Here is an 18576-nt window from a genome sequence, read left to right as displayed (position 1 = left end):
GCGAACTGTGGTGAAAACAATTGCGTGATCGACTAGAAACATCTGATTCCAAAACGCAATGATACAAGACGCCGGCGACTTCCTTGGTTCTGATCGCCGGTGATGACCGCAACTGAAGCGAAAGCAGCACGCCCGTTGCTGCAGGCAATCCTGATTCACCCGCATTCGATTGTACACCTATTTCGAATGCACCAGCGAAAGTCACGGCAATCGGCCGTCATGGAACAAAAGCAAGTCTTACAGGTCGTGGAATCAGTGTTAAAATCGGATCTGATATAAGCTGGCCATCCCAGCCTCGACACAAACGTTCTTTCCATTCGAGTTTACCTTGGTCCTCAAATTCAGCTGCCGAGTGGTTGGACTGAGCATTGCCGCACTGGCTTTTGCATCCGCGACTTTCATTCTGAACACGGAGTCAAATCTTGGTTCGTTCCATTCCCAGACGCCGGCCGTTTCACTGACTCAATTTGGCAACCCCAAGGCAGCTGATGCACCCGGCCAAGAGGCAGAATTTGTGGGGCGTGATGCCTGTCGCGAATGTCACGAAGCAAACTACAAAATGCATGCCAAGCATGGTCATGCATCGACCTTTCACCAGGTTTCTCAAACAGACTTGCCGAAAACATTTGCTGACACCAAGTTTGACGGCGGGGAGAATCATGGGATCTACGAGTACTTCGCGGATGACCAGCAACAATTGTTCGTGCGTCTTCCATCCGAATTTGGGCAAGAAGCGTTTCCACTTGAGTACGCTCTCGGATCCGGTCAGCATGCCCAAACGATGCTGACACTCACAACTGCAGCCGATGGGCAGACCGAAGGAATTGAGCATCGCGTCAGCTGCTACCACAACCAAAGGGTCGGCATCACTCCCGGTCATTCGAAGAAAACGCCAACCAACGCTCTTGAACTATTTGGAGACAGGCCACGTGGTGAACCGCTCCAACGATGCATTCATTGCCACACCACCCGTGGCGAGGTTGTTGACGCAAGCATCGAAGGCCTGATTGCAAACGTGAATTGTGAAAAGTGCCACGGTCCTGGTAGCGAACATGTTCGCGCTGCTCGCCAAATGCCGACGCCGCCGAAGTACTCCGTCGGCAGAGAGGATTGGGATAGCGAATCGGAAATCCAGCTTTGTGGGGATTGTCATCGATTGCCGAAAAATCTTTCCGAAGTCGAAATCCGAGAGTACCCAGATCTCTTGGCTCGTTTCCAACCCGTTGGGATGCTAAGAAGCCGGTGCTACTTGGAATCCAATGGGCGGATGCGATGCACAACGTGTCACAACCCGCATCAAACGATCCAAGAGGTGTCAGAAGACCAACATGTTGGCGTCTGCATCCAATGCCATGACGACCAGAACTCCCAGCATGTCGTGTGCAGTGTTTCTGTTGACAGTGGCTGCATTGAATGCCATATGCCGGCTATCGAGATGGATGAAGGCCTTCGCTTTCACGATCACTGGATTCGCGTTCGCGAGAATTGACCCAAGGTTGCTCGTGAGACGGCGTCCGTTTTCTCATCTCGGTCCTGTGAAGACCGCTGATGGCCCGCAACTCCTTGCCTGCCCGAGTCGTGGCAGGCATTCGTTCAGCGCTGGCACATGGATCTGAAGCAGCATGCCGAAAGAATGAAGCCTCGATGGTTAGGAAACCTGAATTGAAGCGCGTGCTGCGTCACAGCTTCGTAGTCGGATGAGCCGTTCGGGCGTTCACCTCGGTTCCACCACCACAGAACCGGGGCGAACGCCCAAACGGCTCAGATCATCGCCCCTCATTCCAAGCTGTGACTCAGCACCAGGCATCCCCTGCTGCAGCCCTCGCAACAAAACTCAGTCGACAGTTGATTGAGACGTGAGCGTGCCCGAAGGATCGTGGCACGGTCCGAAACGGGAACGAGCCTTCCTGGCTGAGATTGGGAAGGCTCGTTTGCAGATTCACGACCAAGGAGATCGAAATCTCCTGGATGTTAAAACTCTGCTTCGATCGTTTCGCGAGAACCTTTGGTCCCGAGTGCTCCCCACAACCCGTATGGACTAGCAGACCCTGGTGTCCGTGGCCCTGCCTGACCACGACGCACGGCTCCAGCATTCTGGTTGCCGGCGTCGACCGATTCGGTGATGAATTTCACTGCTCCGTCTGTCAGCAAGACGTGAACACCGCCTTGGTGCCGACTGCTGGCCGTGTGGGTACCGCTGCTGTCAATCCATGTCCCCACGCAAAGCTCCTTGTTCGGTGGACGGATCGTGAACATTTGAGTGCACATTGCACGGAAATTGGCCCAGTTCGCCCCACGTGCTTCGTGATTGTTCGAACTCAGTGCCGAAGGGTCAGTGCAATTCGATCCGCCATTGCACCAAAACAGTGGTCGCTCGGGATCAACTTCGTTGTTGTCAGCGCAGAAGGAAGGGTTGTCGCTAACCGCATTGGAACTCTGACGGCGCCATGAAGCTGCCGAGCGTTTGTCTCGATCCCCCAGGTCCGTGATGATCTCGCCCATTGCGATCGTATTCGAAAGCCCATCCAGAATGTCTCGAAATTTGGCCGATCGACGCACCATGAACACGCCGCGCGAAACGGAGTTGTAATTTCCGATTGCCCAGTTCTGGGTGCGGGGCGTGAGATCGGAGTTTCGACTTTGGTGGTGCTGTTGCCCCGGAGAATCGCCCAAACACAGGGCGTAGTTGGTGCGCCCGAGGGCGGGCAGGCCTTTCCCTGGATCGCTGGGACAGCGAAGCGTTGGAATATCAGTCGACCAAGGCACGAATCCTGGATTGCGAGTGTAGTTCCGAGGGTTTGGTCCCATCGCGGGCCAGCGTGGTGGACTGGTCAGTCCCGTGCTCGCCGGCGGAGCCGCCCCGGTAACCGTCAGTGTGCTGGGATTCGAGATCATCTCCCAAAGACTCTGCTGCTCAAAAAATGGCGTCAGCCCAACCAATGCGCTCAGGCACTCGTGGTTGGCATCATTGCCTGTTTGCCACCATCGGTTGTTCTGCAAACCAATCCCTGTGCCACCTCCGTGAACAGGCAACTGTCCGAAGGCGGAATGGTAATTGTGCAGCGCCAACCCCTGTTGCTTGAAATTATTGCTACAGCTCATGCGGCGAGCAGCTTCTCGAGCTGCCTGCACGGCAGGCAGCAATAGTCCCACCAAGACTCCGATGATCGCAATGACGACCAAAAGTTCCACCAGCGTGAACCCGGCAGATCTCTGCGGCTGAAATTTCATACGGTTTCTCCACTCAGAAAAGTAACTAAAAGGACAGAAGGCGGGGGCAATCAACCCCGTTGCACACCTGCAGGGAGAACACCGTACCCCGTGAGAAACCGGCTCTGCAACAATGCAATATACGCGTCTTAGTCGATAATTTGCGTATTGCTGTGGGGTTCGGATTGAGATCAGTTTGAATGAAACGATCGAGCAATCTTCTGCTGAAGTTCCGTTTTGTCGAATCGTGTCCCTCTCTCTCCAAGCAATTCAATTCTCATGAATAAGCTCACATTTGCTGCCATTCTTGCGCTTTTGTTCTCGGTTCCAGTTGGCTGTGAAAAAGAGAGCAGCGTTGCCGAAGCGCCTCCAGTCAGTGAAGATGCTTCAATGGATGGGATGACAGAAGACGAATACAATGACGCCATGGAAGAAGCGTTGAACCAGCAATAGCTTCCGCCCGAGCCGCCCCGGACGGGGCCGTCGATGAGGAACAGCATCCATCGATAAAGTGGCGGTTTCCTGGCGTGACTCGTAAGGTGCCAGCCACTTTGTGGAGTGGGCAGGGGCGGACACTTCGTTGGGTGGACGATGGATCGTAAGCGGTTGCCCCGGTTTTCGATTTGTTCCGCAGACCTGACTGACGACGTCGAGCACATTGGCTTGGTGGTGTTGCCGTACAAACGCAGCAGGGAAGAACAGTTGGTCTCAACTTTCCTGTCGGATCATGCACAAACGCGAATTCGGCGGTTGCTTCGGGAATGCTTAGTTGAAGCAGGCGGCCGCTTGGACTTGACCGCGATGGTGGTGACGGCCGGTGCGTTCCGCGTCGGCTTTCAGCGATTCTGGGCGACCGACGCAACTCGTCTTGCCGAAGTACTTCTGCCAGTCCCACACCAAGTCTCGCCACATGGATGCGTCGATCCCAACTTCGCTCGCATCAAACTGTTCACATCGCTGAGGCCGCCGCATAGCAAAGCTCTCCCTCTCGGAACGGACTGACAAGGCCAATCGATCCTACGTCCCGCCACACGTGAGTCAAGGTTTGGTGGGTGGCACTTTCCGGTTCACTTTTCACTGCCGTGGCGAAAATCACAACCCGACGCGTGAGCGAGGGACCATGCGCCGGATCAGGGGAGTCCCTCACTCACGCGTCGGGTTGTGAAAACAACGGCAACTGAACGTTGCCTGTCATCCACCAACTGAACTTCATCCATCCGTCATGACGGCTGGATGAGCGCGGGCAGCCAAGTGAAAGTCGAGGAGGTGAGGTGGTTGGTGTGGCTGATGCTTGGTTGGACGTTCTGGTTCGGCAGCGGCTACGCCCCGCAAGCGGAACCACTGACTGTGCCGATCAAGTGTCGCCTGTGCGGCGGGGCGATGCGAGTGATCGAGGTCAGCTACACCTCGTTGTCGTCACAAGTCATCCGCCCTGAACATGGGCTGACTTACTACGACAGTGGGTAGGCAGGTCGGCAGGAATGATCGAGCAAAACCATGTGAGCCGTTTGGGCGTTAGCCTAGGCTGTCAAAAGGTTGGTATTGACACGGAAAATGCGACGTTGATTTTTATTCTGTCCTACGCCCCAACGGGGCAGCTCTAAGATAGCCCCAGGCATCGCCTGGGGTTTCGTTACGGAGATTCCGACACCAGCCCCAACGGGGCGGCCCTAAGAAAGACTCCCCAAAACCCGCTAGGACCGCCCCCGTTGGGGCTTTGTAATCTTGGTCCCGCCACAACCCAGGGCGTTGCCCTGGGCTGGCATAGGGCTGCCCCGTTGGGGCGAAGTCGAGGAACAAAACCTGCGCAGTCCAAAGAGGTGTCAATACCAACCTTTTGACAGCCCAGCGTTAGCCCCGGTTGTACGTGGGAGCAACGACGCTACCCAAAACATTCAAAATGCTGAAAGACTCCTGCCGAACTGCTTAACACATGAACCAGGGAAGTGAAACGACCGAACGAATTCGAGCGCCTTCACCGGAGGGCAGGAATCAGAAGCAAAGTCCAAGGGAGAACAGGCGGGCCGTTCGACGCTCATCACCGGGCATCTTGAACAGAGGACTTGAGCTTCGGCTAGACGACGCGTTTTGAACCGCGACGAACGAAGCAACCGAAAAGAGAAAGTGACTCAACCGTCGCATCCACGCGAAGTCAAATCCTTCTTGGTTGTCCGCTTGGCGAACGAACTGGGTGACTGACTGCACACAAACTGGCAAATTAGTCGTCAATCACGCTTGCCATGAGACGCTCGATCGCTTGTCGAACGATCGGAGACGGCAAAACGGTTGTCGGACCACGTCGGGTTTCTTTCCGGCCTCGACTGGCGATCGCGATGCCACGGACGTGACCCCGGTCGTCGATCACGGGACCGCCGACCTGCCGGATCGCCAGTCCGATGTCGCTGTCAAACGCCCCGACAAAACCGGAGCGTCGCGGACTGTCGTATTTTTCGATCCGGGAAGATCTGACCACCGTCGCCGGCGGCAGCGACGTCCTGACGCTTCGGCGGGAACCACCGCGAATTAGCTCGACCGTGACTAGATCCCCGGTTCGGTAGTCCGACAGTTCGGTCGTCAAAACATCCATCAAGGAGGCGACGTCGGGTGTCGCGTGTCCATCGATCGAGATGATAACGTCGTCCCAACGAAGCTCGGTCTGGGTGAGACTGAGATTCTCAGTGTTTTTCCATCCGAAGCGGGTGGGGCGGGCGATTTTCGGTCCGTCGGCCGTGTCCTCAGCCACATTGCCGGTCCAGCGTGGTTCCGGCGGGATCGGACGAGAGTCAATCGAGACGATGCCCGGCTTGAGTTCTTGATCCGGCAAGACCGCACAGAGCACCTCGGCAACGCCAAGCGACGGATCATCCGAAAGCTCGACCGCGGCCATGCCGCCTCGATCGACTTTCAGCAGGGCCAGGTCATGCTCCGGCAGTTCGGCCCGCTTCTGTGCCTCAACGACGCTTCCATCGTCCAGCCGGCATGTCGCCGTTCCCGTCAGAACGCTAGCCTTGGCGAGGATCCATCCGTCCGGGGAGATGACCGTGCCAACGCCGACCGACTGGGAATCAACCAACACCTCCACCACCGATTCGGCGACCGAGCGACCCGGCAAGTCGAAACGCTTTCGCAAAGGGTGTTGCAAGCCGAACGCGGTATCAATCGAATCGATCGGTTCCAGATCATCCCATTGCCGCTTGGCCAATTCTGAACGGAGGCCCGAGGTCGTGCCGACGTATCGTCCTTGGCGATTAAAGATGCCCCCGCCCGACATCCCGCCCTTGAGAAAGGGGGCGGGACCGGTCCATAAATCAACCGACCATAACAAGTGCGATGGTCCCTCCACGGTGGTCGAACCGATCACGGGGCTTCGGTCCATCAACCAACGAATGGTCCACCGGCCCGTTTCGTCCTTGAACGACTGTCCACCCGGATAGCCGGCGATAACGATTGGATCGCCGAAGGAACAGTTCGACGATTCAGATATCCGCGCCCATGGCCACTGGCCCGGGGTGGTGATCTTCACAAGGCCGATGTCGGAGATTGGATTGGTACCCAGGGCAACCGCGTCGGCATCGCGACCGTCCGAAAGCCGGACGGTGAACCGTTCCCCCGGCAATTGTTGGGTATGGGCACACGTCAGCACGTAGCCGTCCGGCGAAACAATGACACCGCTCCAGCGTTGGGGCTCCTCGGTGCCGGAAATCAACCGATCCTTCGACACCAACCGAACGGTCGTCCGTTTGGCGATCTGTTGCACCTCGGACAACTCCGATGAGTCCATCGGCTTCGGCGCCCCAGGTTCGCCCAGGACGTCGGTCGTCTTCTGGAGGGGAAGCTCACTGGAACGCTTGACACTGCGCTCGAACACGGAACCGGCAACCGGAGGGTAACGAACCCAATCGAGGTTCTTGCCCGCAAACAGGTCCTTTTGGTTTTCAATCAGGACATCTACCGAGGTCGCGTATTTCTGCGAGTCGATCGAGTCAGTGTCGATTCCAAGCAGACGGCCATCCAATCCGACGATCGCCGGATATTCCCACACCCCCCGAAAACCAGTGGTCGTCAACCAACGTTTCGGAACGGTTCGGTCGACCAGCCCGAGCCGGAGCATCGGCATCGAGTCGTAACTGGTGTCACCGCGGGTTGGGTAGCCGATCAGCAAACAGGGAGTCCCGGCCTTCAGCGTGGCCGTCGAGCCGAGCGGTATCGCCGGCCAGGGCCCTGGTTCGTTGATCTTGGCTACGCTCAGTCCCCATTCGGTCGACCATCCGGCATGTCTGGCGGTTGCGGTTCGTCCGTCGCTCAGATGGACTTTGGCGTCCGTCGCATCGGTGAACACTGGCCCTGGGACATCGCCTAGCAGGATATGCCCGTCCGCCGAGACAATGACCCCGGTGCAGTCGTTGTCGCCGTCCGCTTCCATCCGCACGATCGACCGACTGGTCGACCGATACAGTTCAGGCAACCCTGCCATCGACGATTGCATCTCGGTCGCAGTCCGCTCGGTCTCTTGGACCGCGGCGTCGGACACCGGATCATCAGCCCGGACACCGATGCTTGCACACACGCCGGCGACGATGAGTAGGAGGCGGCTAATCCGAGTTCGGGAATGGGTTTCAACACTTTGTTTGATCGTATAGACCAACACAACACTTCGGTTCTCAAATCGGTTCATTCGGTGTGCCGGCTAGGTTTGGTGTCGAGATCGGATGGTCCAGAAGGTTAACATCATCAAAGGTTTCGACTCGGTTCCGCGACAGGACGATCAGCGAGACGACTCGTCCTGCAGCGGCCCGAATACTTCGGGTTTGGTCGGCATCAAGGCCTAGCTGAGCATGGCTGCAAGCGTGACCAGCGGTGTGGAAACATCCCCGGCGGCGGTGGCGAACACCTCGATCGAGTTTGCGTCACTACTAGCGGGAAGGCGTCACCAACGCCAGCTTCAGTTTGCATCAGAATTCCACAGGCACCCACCACCAGTCGGGGAACGAATTGCGATCTATCCGCTGGTCAGGCGTTAAGCACGTCAGCAGGAATGATCGAGCAAAACCATGTGAGCCGTTTGGGCGTTCGCCCCGGTTGTACGTGGGAGCAACGACGCTACCCAAAGCATTCAAAATGCTGAAAGACTCCTGCCGAACTGCTTAACGCACGAACCAGGGAAGTGAAACGACCAAACGAATTCGAACGTCTTCAGGAGGGCGAAGGGGGATGATATGTCGCGACGGCAATCTCTTGCCTCAAAACCAGCGGGCAGTGAACCTCCATCAGTGCCATTCACGGCCGATCCAGCACAACCAGGGTCCGAGCAAGTGGCCAACCACCGAAGAGTTGCAATTGGAACGAACCAAAGCCTTCACCGGAGGGCAAGAATCAGAAGCAAAGTCCAAGGGGAGAACAGGCAGGCCGCTCGGCGTTCATCACCGGGCATCTTGAACAGAGGACTTGAGCTTCGGCTAGACGACGCTTTTTGAACCGCGACGAACGAAGCAACCGAAAAGAGAAAGTGACTCAACCGTCGCATCCACGCGAAGTCAAATCCTTATTGGTTACCCGCGGATTTCCCATGTCCAAATCGACGAGAAGACGTTCAAATCGTGGTAGGTAGAACCCATTATTGGTTTCCGCAATAAGGTCAGTGTAAACGTCCACGAGTTCATGAAGCTTCGGATAGCCAGCAAGTTGAGCGACGATTACACCGAAGTGCGCACGGGTTTCGCGATTCGCGTGGTATCGACAGGGGAGATCGGGGGCATCGTTCAGCAGCGACGACAAACGTGAATTGGAGAAATCTTGCGTTAGGAAGGGAATCGCCGAGCCTTCGATGTACTGGGTTAGCGTCTTGCAGCTATCGTGAAGATCAGATTGAGCCGTCAAGCAAATTGAAGACGCAGAATTTCCCGTGATGGCGGAGTATTGATTTTGATGTCTTTTTGCGACGCCAGAGGTTCGGTGAAACACCGACGACGATTCTTTCGTCTGAACCTCGCACCAAGCTTCGAGGTATCGATTGCCCGTTGGAGTTGCAACGAAGCGAAGCCGGATAAAACGAGAGCAGTCTCCGGACTTGAAGACAAAAGCCTTGCGAGATTTTACGTAGCGGTATCCCTCATCAGCAAGCAATTGCTGAGCGGAGTCTATCAGTTCCTGTTGGAGTACGTTCCAGTCCATGTTTAGTCGGGTAACGTTACGCGTAACCGGGAACGCGCGGGAAAGTTTCTAACGGCCAAATCGCTTAGCTCGCGTCCTCCGGTTCACGCGATGGTTACCCTCCGCTTGGGTCGCCCGATGTGTCGTAGTGGTCAATTTCGATCTTGAATCCTAACGCATGGGAACGATCACGAACAGCTTGAGGAATCGGTGGCGGTGTTGATGTCGAACCGCACGAATAGCAGAAGAAGTCAGCCATCACGCCGCCAGCAAGAATCTTGGAGATCGCAGTCTCGTGAGGTCCTAGTTGTTCGAGAAGCCATAGGAGATGAATGTGCAAACGTGGTGAGTCCACCCAGTGTTCGGATGACATTGTCCACGCTCCTGCTCCGCAAGAAGTCCGTTGTTCGACCTTGCCAGATTTGGTGCGAATCAATCTCGGTTCACCTCGCCGATGTTGAGTGTCGGGTGGTAGAAGCAGTGCTTGCGTGATCACCATTGGATCAAGGTCGTCAGCCCAAAAGCGAGCCGTCGCATACGCGCGCGTGTAGATGCGTTTCGGCAATCAGTGTCACCAGGTGAGAAACGGCAATTTCAGTCGAATAACAATAGATTCAACCCTACTCAGTAGGGTCGTATTCGGGAAATTGCATGATACGGGGTAAGTGAGTTGGGGTGTTTGACCAATATCACTCAACTCGCTACCGGTTGGGAATCTTAACTGCTGCAAATTGTTGCGGCAATGTCGCCATTCCTGGGAGTCGTTCTGATGACACTGGCAGACTTTGAGGTGGCCGTGGCTTCGGCGGATGACGTCAGCGAAAGTGACCAAACATGGTTTCCGAAATGGCTTCGGCGGTACGCACTCACGCATCCCAAAGGGCTGACGAATGAACTGCCCGTGAATCGTGAGACGGTCCTGCGGTTTTCGCGTTCTTTGCTGGAGGCCGGGGCGCCGGCATGGCAGCGATGGCAAGCGGTGCGATCACTGGAGTGCTATCGCGACTTAGTTTTGAAGCGATCGGAGCCAGATTTGTCGAGCATCGTTGCGAAACTTGCCCAATTGGGCAAGCAAGAGCGCAACCTTGAATTGCACGTGCCGCCAACAGAAGAGGAGTTGGAAAGGATCCGTGGAAAAGTGGATCCTACGGAACCTGATTTGATTCAGGCAATGCGGGGCGATCTTCGCGTCCTGCATTATTCGATGGCCACGGAGAAGGCGTATGTACGGTGGGTGAAGCGATTCATGGGGCATGTGGGCTCGACCAACCTGGAACAGTTCAATGAACGAGACATTGAGTCTTTTTTGACCAAACTTGCGGTCGAGGGAAAGGTCGCGGCTAGTACGCAGACGCAGGCGAAGTCGTCCTTGGTGTTTTTGTTTGAGTGCATCTTGGGCAAACGGATTGGTTTCCTCAACGCGGTGCGAGTCAAACGCCCTGACACGATGCCGGTCTGGTTTAGCCGCAACGAAATTGAAAAGCTTCTGGAACAGATGACTGGCATGCACCGGATCATGTTTCAATTGATGTACGGCTCCGGTCTTCGACATAAAGAGTGTCGTCGACTGAGGATCAAAGATGTCTGGTTTGATGAAGGCTGCGGGAATCACCAAGAACGGGGTGCCACATTCGCTTCGCCATAGTTTTGCAACGCATTTGGTGGAGGATGGCACGGACTTGCCCACGGTCCAAAAACTGATGGGACACAAGGACATTGAAACGACGATGAGCTATGTGCACGTGAGTGTTGCCTTTGACAGCCGGTTGCAAAGTCCGGTCGATCGGCTCGCGGGCGGGGACTGATTCCTGAGTCACCGGGGCCGAGTGAGTGGAGTTTCTGCCGCCTGAATCGCTTGAATCATGCTCATCAGCCGAGATGACGCGGTCCCGCGTGTGCGTTTGTTGCCAATGCGCCGGACTGGCGATGCGTTCCATCGGTGCGCCGTGAGAATGGACTTCGTCCGCTTGGGTGACCGGTTCCCGGTTCCAATGCTTGGGGGTTACTTGGGACTCCCCCGTCATCTTCGGGGATCAGGCTGGCTGGTGCAACTGTTTCAGGGCTGGCGGGTGAGATGAAACGCTTTCAGCGTTGATGGGGGCAGTGCGGGGGAGTTAATGCGGCGGGTTGGGATGGAGGAGCGGTGGTGGTCCGAATTCTTGGCAGGGTGGTCAGTGCGCGAACCGAATGCAACTCATTGAAAAAGTTAAATTGACAATTGAAAAATGCAAATTGATGCGATTTCATCCACGCATTCCGGCATTTTACAATTATCAATTTGCACTTTCACTTTTTCAATCGCGACAAACGCCGTATCAATACCATTCGTCGGAAACCGCCTTGTTGATTTCATCTTTATCAGCCCAGGCGATGCCCCTGGCTTCGATGAGGATGGCCGTTGGCCAACAAAACCGACCGCAAAAGCGCAATTTCAAAACTGACGCGGTGGGTTGGGAATGGAGGAGCGGTGGTGGTCCGAATTCTTGGCAGGGTGGTCAGTGCGCGAACCGAATGCAACTCATTGAAAAAGTTAAATTGACAATTGAAAAATGCAAATTGATGCGATTTCATCCACGCATTCCGGCATTTTACAATTATCAATTTGCACTTTCACTTTTTCAATCGCGACAAACGCCGTATCAATACCATTCGTCGGAAACCGCCTTGTTGATTTCATCTTTATCAGCCCAGGCGATGCCCCTGGCTTCGATGAGGATGGCCGTTGGCCAACAAAACCGACCGCAAAAGCGCAATTTCAAAACTGACGCGGTGGGTTGGGAATGGAGGAGCGGTGGTGGTCCGAATTCTTGGCAGGGTGGTCAGTGCGCGAACCGAATGCAACTCATTGAAAAAGTTAAATTGACAATTGAAAAATGCAAATTGATGCGATTTCATCCACGCATTCCGGCATTTTACAATTATCAATTTGCACTTTCACTTTTTCAATCGCGACAAACGCCGTATCAATACCATTCGTCGGAAACCGCCCAAACCGCCTTGTTGATTTCATCTTTATCAGCCCAGGCGATGCCCCTGGCTTCGATGAGGATGGCCGTTGGCCAACAAAACCGACCGCAAAAGCGCAATTTCAAAACTGACGCGGTGGGTTGGGACGGAGGGGCGGTGGTGGTCCGAATTCTTGGCGAATCCGGCTACGGGGTGGGAAAACATCGAGAGGATTCTCGTCCGCTACTGGTAGATCTTCACCGAATCAACCAACATCTGCACCGGAAATTCGGTGGTGGCATCCGGCGGGCCCAGAAATCCTCCTCCGACGGCGACGTTCATCAACAGATGAAACGGTTGATCAAACGGGGCAGGGTACTTGCCGCCAGAGCTTTCCCATCTCGTTTGCTTTTGCACTGATTTTCCATCGACCAACCACTCAATCTCGTTGGCTCGCCAGTTCACGGCAAACGTGTGAAAGTCATCGGCGAAGGTTCCTTGCTCCAGCGTGTATTCATCGCCCGTGTGAATGTTGTTCGGCCAGGGTGCGCCGTGATGCAGCGTCCCCAACACGACATTGGGTTGCTGGCCTCGCATCTCCATGATGTCAATCTCGCCGCTGGCCGCCCAACCACCGTATTCGTCCTTGGTTGGTAACATCCAAATCGCCGGCCAGATGCCTTGTCCTTGGGGCAACTTCGCTCGCACTTCGATGCGACCGTACTTCCAATCCCCTCGGTGCTTGGTTCGAACTCGCCCCGACGAGTACTCTCGCGACGTTCCGCTGATGGCCGCGTTGTCACGCCGAGCCTCCAGAACCAGACATCTATCCTCGACTCGCACGTTCTCAGGGCGGTCGGTGTAGATCTGAAGCTCGTGGTTGCCACCGCCGAACGCGTTGACCTCGACCTCCCACTTGGAATAGTCCAACGAGTCCCCGCTGAAATCGTCTTGCCAAACCAATCGGTCAAACGACTGAGCGTTTGCGTGGCGGAAACTGCATCCAAACATCGTGATCGCCATTCCGACAGCGACCGCGAGTCGGATCATTCTGCGAAACCGCGTTTACGAAGCAACGCTTCTGTGTCGACATCACGACCGCGGAATTTGCGGTACGTTTCGACGGGATCGAGTGTGTCGCCCACGCTGAGAATGTGATCGAACAACTTGGCCGCCGTCGCTTCGTCGAAGAAGCTCCCCGCCTCGACGAACATTTCCGCCGCATCCGCCGTCAACGCGTCGCTCCAAAGGTAGCTGTAGTAGCCCGCGGAGTAAGCGTCGCTGCTGAACAGGTGGCTGAAGTGAGGCAGACGGTGACGCATCGGCAATTCGTCGGGCATGCCGATTTCTGCGAGTGCCGATTTCTCAAACTCGCTGACGTCGATGTCCCCTGCCTGCAACTGATGCAGCTTCATGTCCAGGATCGCACAAGCGAGATACTCAACGGTTTCAAACCCGCTGTTGAACTTGGACGAAGCTTCGATCTTGTCGAGCAGTTCTTTCGGCATCGGTTCGCCCGTCTCGTAGTGCGTCGCGTAGCGCGTCAACACTTCGGGCGTCGACAACCAATGCTCCAGCACCTGCGACGGGAACTCGACAAAGTCTCGAGCCACGTTGGTGCCAGACTGCGATGGATAGTGCACACGACTGGAAAGTCCGTGCAGGGCGTGGCCAAATTCGTGGAACAAGGTGGTCGCATCGTCCCAAGAAATCAAAACGGGCTTGCCGTCCGCGGCGGGAACGAAGTTGCTGTTGTTCGACACGATCGGCGTCCGCACAGGAACATCCGCGGATTCCGGGTCGAGTTCCCATCCCGATTGACCTCGATAGTCCATCATCCACGCGCCGCTGCGTTTGCCTTCGCGAGCGAAGGGGTCGAGGTAGAACAGTCCTACGTGACTTCCATCGGACTTCTGCACCACTTCGTAAACGGTGACATCGGGATGGAAGACCGGCAAGTTGCCGACAGGTCGAAACTGGAAGCCGAACAGTTCTTCGGCACACCACATCATCGCTTCGACCAAACGATCGAGTTGCAAATAAGGGCGTACCTCGGCCATGTCCAAGTCGTATTTGTCAGCCCGCACCTTTTCGGCGTAGTACCGATAATCCCACGGTTCAATCGTGATCTTTGGCTTTCCTGCCGCTTCCATTTCGGCATCGGCAATCGCTTGCATGTCCGCCACTTCGTTCGCGACTCGTTGCACAGCGTGAGGCCAAACCTTCATCATCAGATCCATTGCACGATCGGGCGTGCCCGCCATCGTGGATTCCATCCGCCAATGAGCGTGCGAGGGGTACCCCAGCAACTTGGCTCTTGCCGCACGCAGATTCAGAATCTCGCGAATGATGCCTTTGTTGTCGTGGTCGTCGTTGTTGTCACCACGGAAGTAGTAGTTCCGCCAGACCTGTTCGCGAAGCTCACGGTCATCGGCATTGGTCAAAAACGGGTCCATCGACGAACGCGTGTTGGTCACGGCCCACTTGGCTTTGCCACCTTTTTCCTCCGCCGCAACCGCCATCGCATCGCGTGTCGACTGAGGCACGCCCGACAACCGGGACACCTCGTCGATCCAGGTGACATGTCCCTTCTCTTCTTCCAACACGTTTTGGTTGAAGTCCGTGAACAGACGAGCCAGTCGCGTGTTGATTTGCGAAAGCTTGGCTTTGTCCTCTGGACTCAACCGAGCCCCACGGCGAACAAAGCTCTTGAATGTTTCATCCAGCAAGCGCTTCGCATCATCGTTCAGAGCGACCGTTTTCTTCTCGAAAACATCGTCATGAATCGCTTCGATGCGAGCAAACAAGGCCACATTCTGCGTGACTGAGTCTGAGTAAGCAGCCAACTTGGGTGTGATACTGCGTTCCAAATCCGGGATCGGGCCCAGGTTCAGGTTCCCCGCGTGCACGTCGAACAACACCTCGACTCGGTGCAGGGCTTCGCCGGCGGTTTCCATCGCGAGCAGCGTGTTCTCGAACGTTGGGGCCGCCGACTGATTCGCAATCTGATCGATTTCCTTTTCAGCCTGCTCAATCGCGGCGTCAAAGGCGGCACTGAATTCATCAACCCGGACTTCGTTCCACGGCGGCACCCCACCATGAGGTCCCGGCCAAGATTTCAGAAGCGGTGAGCTGGAGAGAAGAGATTGCGAGCTGTTCACGGAAGTTTCTTGTGAATAGGAAGGTTGGACCAACGCGATCGCGGCAAGGAAGCTTGCCGGAACAACACACCATCTCATTTGATGAACCCTTTGGATTTCAGAAGTTCCACCACCGCATCCGCACAATCAGCGATGGAAGTGGTGGAGGTATCAACGGCCAAGTCAGGATCGCTCGGAACGTCGTATTTTGCGGTCACACCAGGGAAGTTGGACAGCTCGCCAGCGTCCGCTTTCGCGTACTGCCCCTTGGTATCCCGTTCCCGGCAAACTTCCAATGGAGTCGCGACGTGAACGACCAAGAACTGATCTTCGCCAATCAACTTGCTGACTTTCTGACGCACATCATCGGACGGTGCCACCAAGGATGCCAAGCAGATCAGCCCAGCATCGTTCAGCGTGTGAGCCAAGTGCCCGCTGCGACGCAGGTTCTCGCTGCGATCATCCGCGCTGAAGCCCAGGTCACGGCTCAAACCGCGACGAACATACTCGCCATCGACCACCGCAACTGATCGGCCCGCGTCAAACAATTTACGTTCCACGGCTTGCGCGATCGACGTCTTGCCGCTCCCGGTCAGCCCCGTCAGCAGCACCGTGGCTGGTTTCTGTCCGAAGCGTGCCAAACGCTCTTCCGCGGTCACGGCCGAGAGAGTGTCGCCGGAATCATCCGATGAAGCTTCGTCGTCCCAAACGGACTTGTGACTTCCGGTGGTCCCGCGATCCAAGATCATGCCCGCGGCAACGGTCGCATTCGTGATCCGATCGACCAGGATGATCGCTCCCGTGGTTCGGTTGCGACGGTATGGGTCGTAGTGAATCGGTGCCGACAAAGACAATCGAACACGTCCGATTTCGTTCAGTTCCAGAGTCGGTGCTGGCAAGCGATGCAGGTCGTTCACATCGACTTTGTAAGCCAACGTTTCGACATTCCCTGGGACCGTTTGAGTGGTGTGTTTGACGAGGTACGTCTTGCCAGGAACCATCGCCTCTTCATTCATCCAAACCAACATCGCTTCGACGTCGGATCCGCTTCGTGGCATGTTGCCACTGCGAACGATCATGTCACCGCGACTGGCATCGATTTCATCTTCCAATGTCAGCGTCACCGCCAACGGAGCGTAGGCTTCATCCAAGTTGCCGTCGTAGGTGACGATTTCTTTGACCTTGGACTTCTGACGACTGGGCAGGACGGTGACCTCTTCGCCTGTGCGAATGATCCCGGACGCGATCGTTCCACAGAACCCACGGAAGTTGAGGTTGGGACGATTGACGTATTGAACTGGCAATCGGAAATCTTGCAGGTTGCGGTCCGAACCGATGTAAACGGTTTCCAGGAAATTCATCAACGTGCTGCCGGTGTACCACGGCATGTTCTCGCTGCGGTCAACCAAATTGTCGCCGTTGAGAGCACTGATCGGAATGAAGTGCAAATCAGGCAAGTCCAAGCGGGTTGCGAAATTGCGATAATCTTCACAGATCTCGTTGAAACGCTCTTCGCTGTAATTAACTCCGTCGATGTCCATCTTGTTGACCGCCACGACCACATGACGGATGCCCAACAACGAAACGATGAACGAGTGACGGCGGGTTTGGGTCAACACCCCGTGCCGCGCGTCGATCAGGATGATCGCCAGGTCCGCGCTGCTGGCACCGGTCGCCATGTTCCGCGTGTATTGTTCGTGACCGGGCGTGTCCGCGATGATGAATTTACGTTTGGCCGTGCTGAAGTAGCGATAGGCGACATCGATCGTGATGCCCTGTTCGCGTTCTTCTTTCAGACCGTCCATGAACAACGAGGGGTCAAATCCACCTGCCACGCTGCCTTGACGAACCGAGTCACTTTGGACCTTCGCCAATTCGTCTTCGTAGACCAACTTGGAATCGTAGAGCAGGCGGCCGATCAACGTGCTCTTGCCATCGTCCACGCTGCCGCAGGTGATGAAACGCAACAATTGCTTTTGCTCATGTTGCTTCAGATAAGCATCGATGTCGGAGGCGATCAGATCAGATTGATGGGACATAGGAGGACAGCTTTTAGCAGTTAGCCGTTAGCTTCTAGCAACAGCCGATCGGAGGTATAGGTTTACGTTGAGAAGAAAGCGGAGGCCGCTCGGGATGTTCCGCTACCGACGAGCTAGCCGCTAGCTGCTAGTAGCCAGCAGCGGATCGCAAAGCGATCAGAAGTAGCCGCGTTCTTTTTTCTTTTGCATGCCGACGCCGCCTTCGTCTTGGTCAATGATGCGACCTTGGCGTTCACTGGTGCGGGTCAGCAGCATCTCTTGGATGACCTCGGGCAGTGTCGTCGCTTCGCTCTCGACCGCTCCGGAAAGCGGGTAGCAACCCAGGGTTCGGAATCGCACCATCCGGGTCTCTTCTTTCTCGCCCGGCAACAAGGGCATGCGATCGTCATCACGCATCAACAACATTCCGTCGCGATTGACGACTTGGCGAGGTTCCGACAAATACAGCGGCACGATCGGGATGTTTTCCATGTGGATGTACTGCCACACATCCAGCTCCGTCCAGTTGCTCATCGGGAAGACGCGAATCGACTCGCCTTTGTTGACCCGACCGTTGTACAGGTTCCAAAGTTCGGGGCGTTGGTTCTTGGGGTCCCAGCGGTGCGATTTATCGCGGAAGCTGAACACGCGTTCTTTGGCCCGACTTTTTTCTTCGTCCCGGCGAGCCCCACCGAACGCGGCGTCGAATTGGTACATGTCCAACGCGGCTTTGAGCGCGTCGGTTTTCATCAATTCAGTGTGTCGCTCGCTGTCTTCCCACGGCGGGATGTTGGCTTTCAGACCTTCTTCGTTGATGTGCACCAACACGTCCAACCCCAACGTGCCACGAACATATTTCTCGCGGTGCTCGATCATGTCCTTGAACTTGTACGTCGTGTCGACGTGCAACAACGGGAAGGGCAACTTCGCGGGGTAAAATGCTTTCAGCGCCAAGTGAAGCAGCACCGCGGAGTCTTTGCCGATCGAGTACAGCATCACAGGTTTTTGAAATTCCGAGACGACTTCTCGGAAAATGTGGATGCTCTCGGCCTCGAGCTGTTTCAGGTGAGTGAGGCTGTAATCGGACATGCGATCTTTGCAGAAAGAGTGAA

The 18576-nt window shown here is 55.7% G+C and carries 13 protein-coding genes and 1 pseudogene; 5 read left to right on the top strand and 9 right to left on the bottom strand.

Going from position 1 to position 18576, the window contains the following annotated elements; all coding sequences use genetic code 11:
* Positions 1-328 precede the first annotated feature (328 nt).
* Entirely contained in the window at positions 329-1489 is a 1161-nt protein-coding gene (locus PSR62_RS07745) for a multiheme c-type cytochrome (protein WP_274407217.1), read from the top strand.
* Positions 1490-1971: 482 nt separating this feature from the next.
* Here PSR62_RS07745 and PSR62_RS07740 read toward each other — a convergent pair whose 3' ends face one another.
* Positions 1972-3231, bottom strand: a complete 1260-nt coding sequence (locus PSR62_RS07740) for a DUF1559 domain-containing protein (RefSeq protein ID WP_274407216.1) — start codon at positions 3229-3231, stop codon at positions 1972-1974.
* Positions 3232-3489: 258 nt separating this feature from the next.
* On the opposite strand from PSR62_RS07740, the gene PSR62_RS07735 reads away from it, so the two are divergent.
* Positions 3490-3663, top strand: coding sequence for a hypothetical protein (locus tag PSR62_RS07735; RefSeq protein ID WP_274407215.1), 174 nt, complete (start codon positions 3490-3492; stop codon positions 3661-3663).
* 312 nt (positions 3664-3975) lie between these two features.
* On the opposite strand, the gene PSR62_RS07730 is transcribed toward PSR62_RS07735, so the two are convergent.
* Entirely contained in the window at positions 3976-4182 is a 207-nt protein-coding gene (locus tag PSR62_RS07730; RefSeq protein WP_274408337.1) for a hypothetical protein, read from the bottom strand.
* Positions 4183-4425: 243 nt separating this feature from the next.
* Here PSR62_RS07730 and PSR62_RS07725 point away from each other — a divergent pair.
* Positions 4426-4677 (top strand): annotated as a pseudogene (locus PSR62_RS07725) (IS91 family transposase); the annotation flags it as partial.
* 751 nt (positions 4678-5428) lie between these two features.
* Here the strand turns inward: PSR62_RS07725 and PSR62_RS07720 are convergent.
* From PSR62_RS07720 to PSR62_RS25665, 3 genes are all read right to left on the bottom strand, one after another.
* A complete protein-coding gene (locus PSR62_RS07720; RefSeq protein WP_274407213.1) occupies positions 5429-7741 on the bottom strand; it encodes a trypsin-like peptidase domain-containing protein in 2313 nt (770 codons plus the stop codon).
* A gap of 980 nt (positions 7742-8721) precedes the next feature.
* The gene (locus PSR62_RS07715) at positions 8722-9381 is read right to left on the bottom strand and encodes a hypothetical protein (protein WP_274407212.1); all 660 of its coding nucleotides are present in this window, start codon (positions 9379-9381) and stop codon (positions 8722-8724) included.
* A gap of 94 nt (positions 9382-9475) precedes the next feature.
* Entirely contained in the window at positions 9476-9925 is a 450-nt protein-coding gene (locus tag PSR62_RS25665) for a DUF4279 domain-containing protein (RefSeq protein WP_443217374.1), read from the bottom strand.
* A gap of 177 nt (positions 9926-10102) precedes the next feature.
* Here PSR62_RS25665 and PSR62_RS07710 point away from each other — a divergent pair, with 177 nt between their 5' ends.
* Both PSR62_RS07710 and PSR62_RS07705 read left to right on the top strand, forming a co-directional pair.
* Positions 10103-11005 carry a phage integrase N-terminal SAM-like domain-containing protein gene (locus PSR62_RS07710; RefSeq protein WP_274407211.1) on the top strand — a complete coding sequence of 301 codons (903 nt, stop codon included), beginning with the start codon at positions 10103-10105 and terminating at the stop codon, positions 11003-11005.
* On the top strand, positions 10941-11165 hold the full coding sequence (locus PSR62_RS07705; RefSeq protein WP_338020147.1) for a tyrosine-type recombinase/integrase: 225 nt from the start codon (positions 10941-10943) through the stop codon (positions 11163-11165). Before PSR62_RS07710 ends, PSR62_RS07705 begins: the two co-directional genes overlap by 65 nt.
* Positions 11166-12549: 1384 nt before the next feature.
* Here the strand turns inward: PSR62_RS07705 and PSR62_RS07700 are convergent.
* The 4 genes from PSR62_RS07700 to cysD form a co-directional block, all read right to left on the bottom strand.
* Positions 12550-13356 (bottom strand): glycoside hydrolase family 16 protein, encoded by an 807-nt coding sequence (locus tag PSR62_RS07700; protein WP_274407210.1) that lies wholly within the window; start codon positions 13354-13356, stop codon positions 12550-12552.
* The gene (locus PSR62_RS07695) at positions 13353-15545 is read right to left on the bottom strand and encodes a M3 family metallopeptidase (protein ID WP_274407209.1); all 2193 of its coding nucleotides are present in this window, start codon (positions 15543-15545) and stop codon (positions 13353-13355) included. Before PSR62_RS07695 ends, PSR62_RS07700 begins: the two co-directional genes overlap by 4 nt.
* The gene (gene cysN, locus PSR62_RS07690; RefSeq protein WP_274407208.1) at positions 15542-17485 is read right to left on the bottom strand and encodes a sulfate adenylyltransferase subunit CysN; all 1944 of its coding nucleotides are present in this window, start codon (positions 17483-17485) and stop codon (positions 15542-15544) included. The genes PSR62_RS07695 and cysN overlap by 4 nt, the downstream gene beginning before the upstream one ends.
* 156 nt (positions 17486-17641) lie before the next feature.
* Entirely contained in the window at positions 17642-18553 is a 912-nt protein-coding gene (gene cysD, locus PSR62_RS07685) for a sulfate adenylyltransferase subunit CysD (RefSeq protein ID WP_047815972.1), read from the bottom strand.
* Between the last annotated feature and the right edge of the window lie 23 nt (positions 18554-18576).

Source organism: Rhodopirellula sp. P2 (genome assembly GCF_028768465.1).
Taxonomy (GTDB): Bacteria; Planctomycetota; Planctomycetia; order Pirellulales; family Pirellulaceae; genus Rhodopirellula.
This window is presented reverse-complemented; position numbering and strand designations above follow the sequence as displayed.

What these genes read in the sequence shown, in the direction of transcription:
- cysN (WP_274407208.1), bottom strand. Translation starts at nt 17,485, where the DNA reads ATGTCCCATCAATCTGATCTGATCGCCTCCGACATCGATGCTTATCTG.
- PSR62_RS07730 (WP_274408337.1), bottom strand. Translation starts at nt 4,182, where the DNA reads ATGCGGCGGCCTCAGCGATGTGAACAGTTTGATGCGAGCGAAGTTGGG.
- PSR62_RS07710 (WP_274407211.1), top strand. Translation starts at nt 10,103, where the DNA reads ATGTCGCCATTCCTGGGAGTCGTTCTGATGACACTGGCAGACTTTGAG.
- cysD (WP_047815972.1), bottom strand. Translation starts at nt 18,553, where the DNA reads ATGTCCGATTACAGCCTCACTCACCTGAAACAGCTCGAGGCCGAGAGC.
- PSR62_RS07715 (WP_274407212.1), bottom strand. Translation starts at nt 9,381, where the DNA reads ATGGACTGGAACGTACTCCAACAGGAACTGATAGACTCCGCTCAGCAA.
- PSR62_RS07735 (WP_274407215.1), top strand. Translation starts at nt 3,490, where the DNA reads ATGAATAAGCTCACATTTGCTGCCATTCTTGCGCTTTTGTTCTCGGTT.
- PSR62_RS07700 (WP_274407210.1), bottom strand. Translation starts at nt 13,356, where the DNA reads ATGATCCGACTCGCGGTCGCTGTCGGAATGGCGATCACGATGTTTGGA.
- PSR62_RS07740 (WP_274407216.1), bottom strand. Translation starts at nt 3,231, where the DNA reads ATGAAATTTCAGCCGCAGAGATCTGCCGGGTTCACGCTGGTGGAACTT.
- PSR62_RS07705 (WP_338020147.1), top strand. Translation starts at nt 10,941, where the DNA reads ATGTCTGGTTTGATGAAGGCTGCGGGAATCACCAAGAACGGGGTGCCA.
- PSR62_RS07695 (WP_274407209.1), bottom strand. Translation starts at nt 15,545, where the DNA reads ATGAGATGGTGTGTTGTTCCGGCAAGCTTCCTTGCCGCGATCGCGTTG.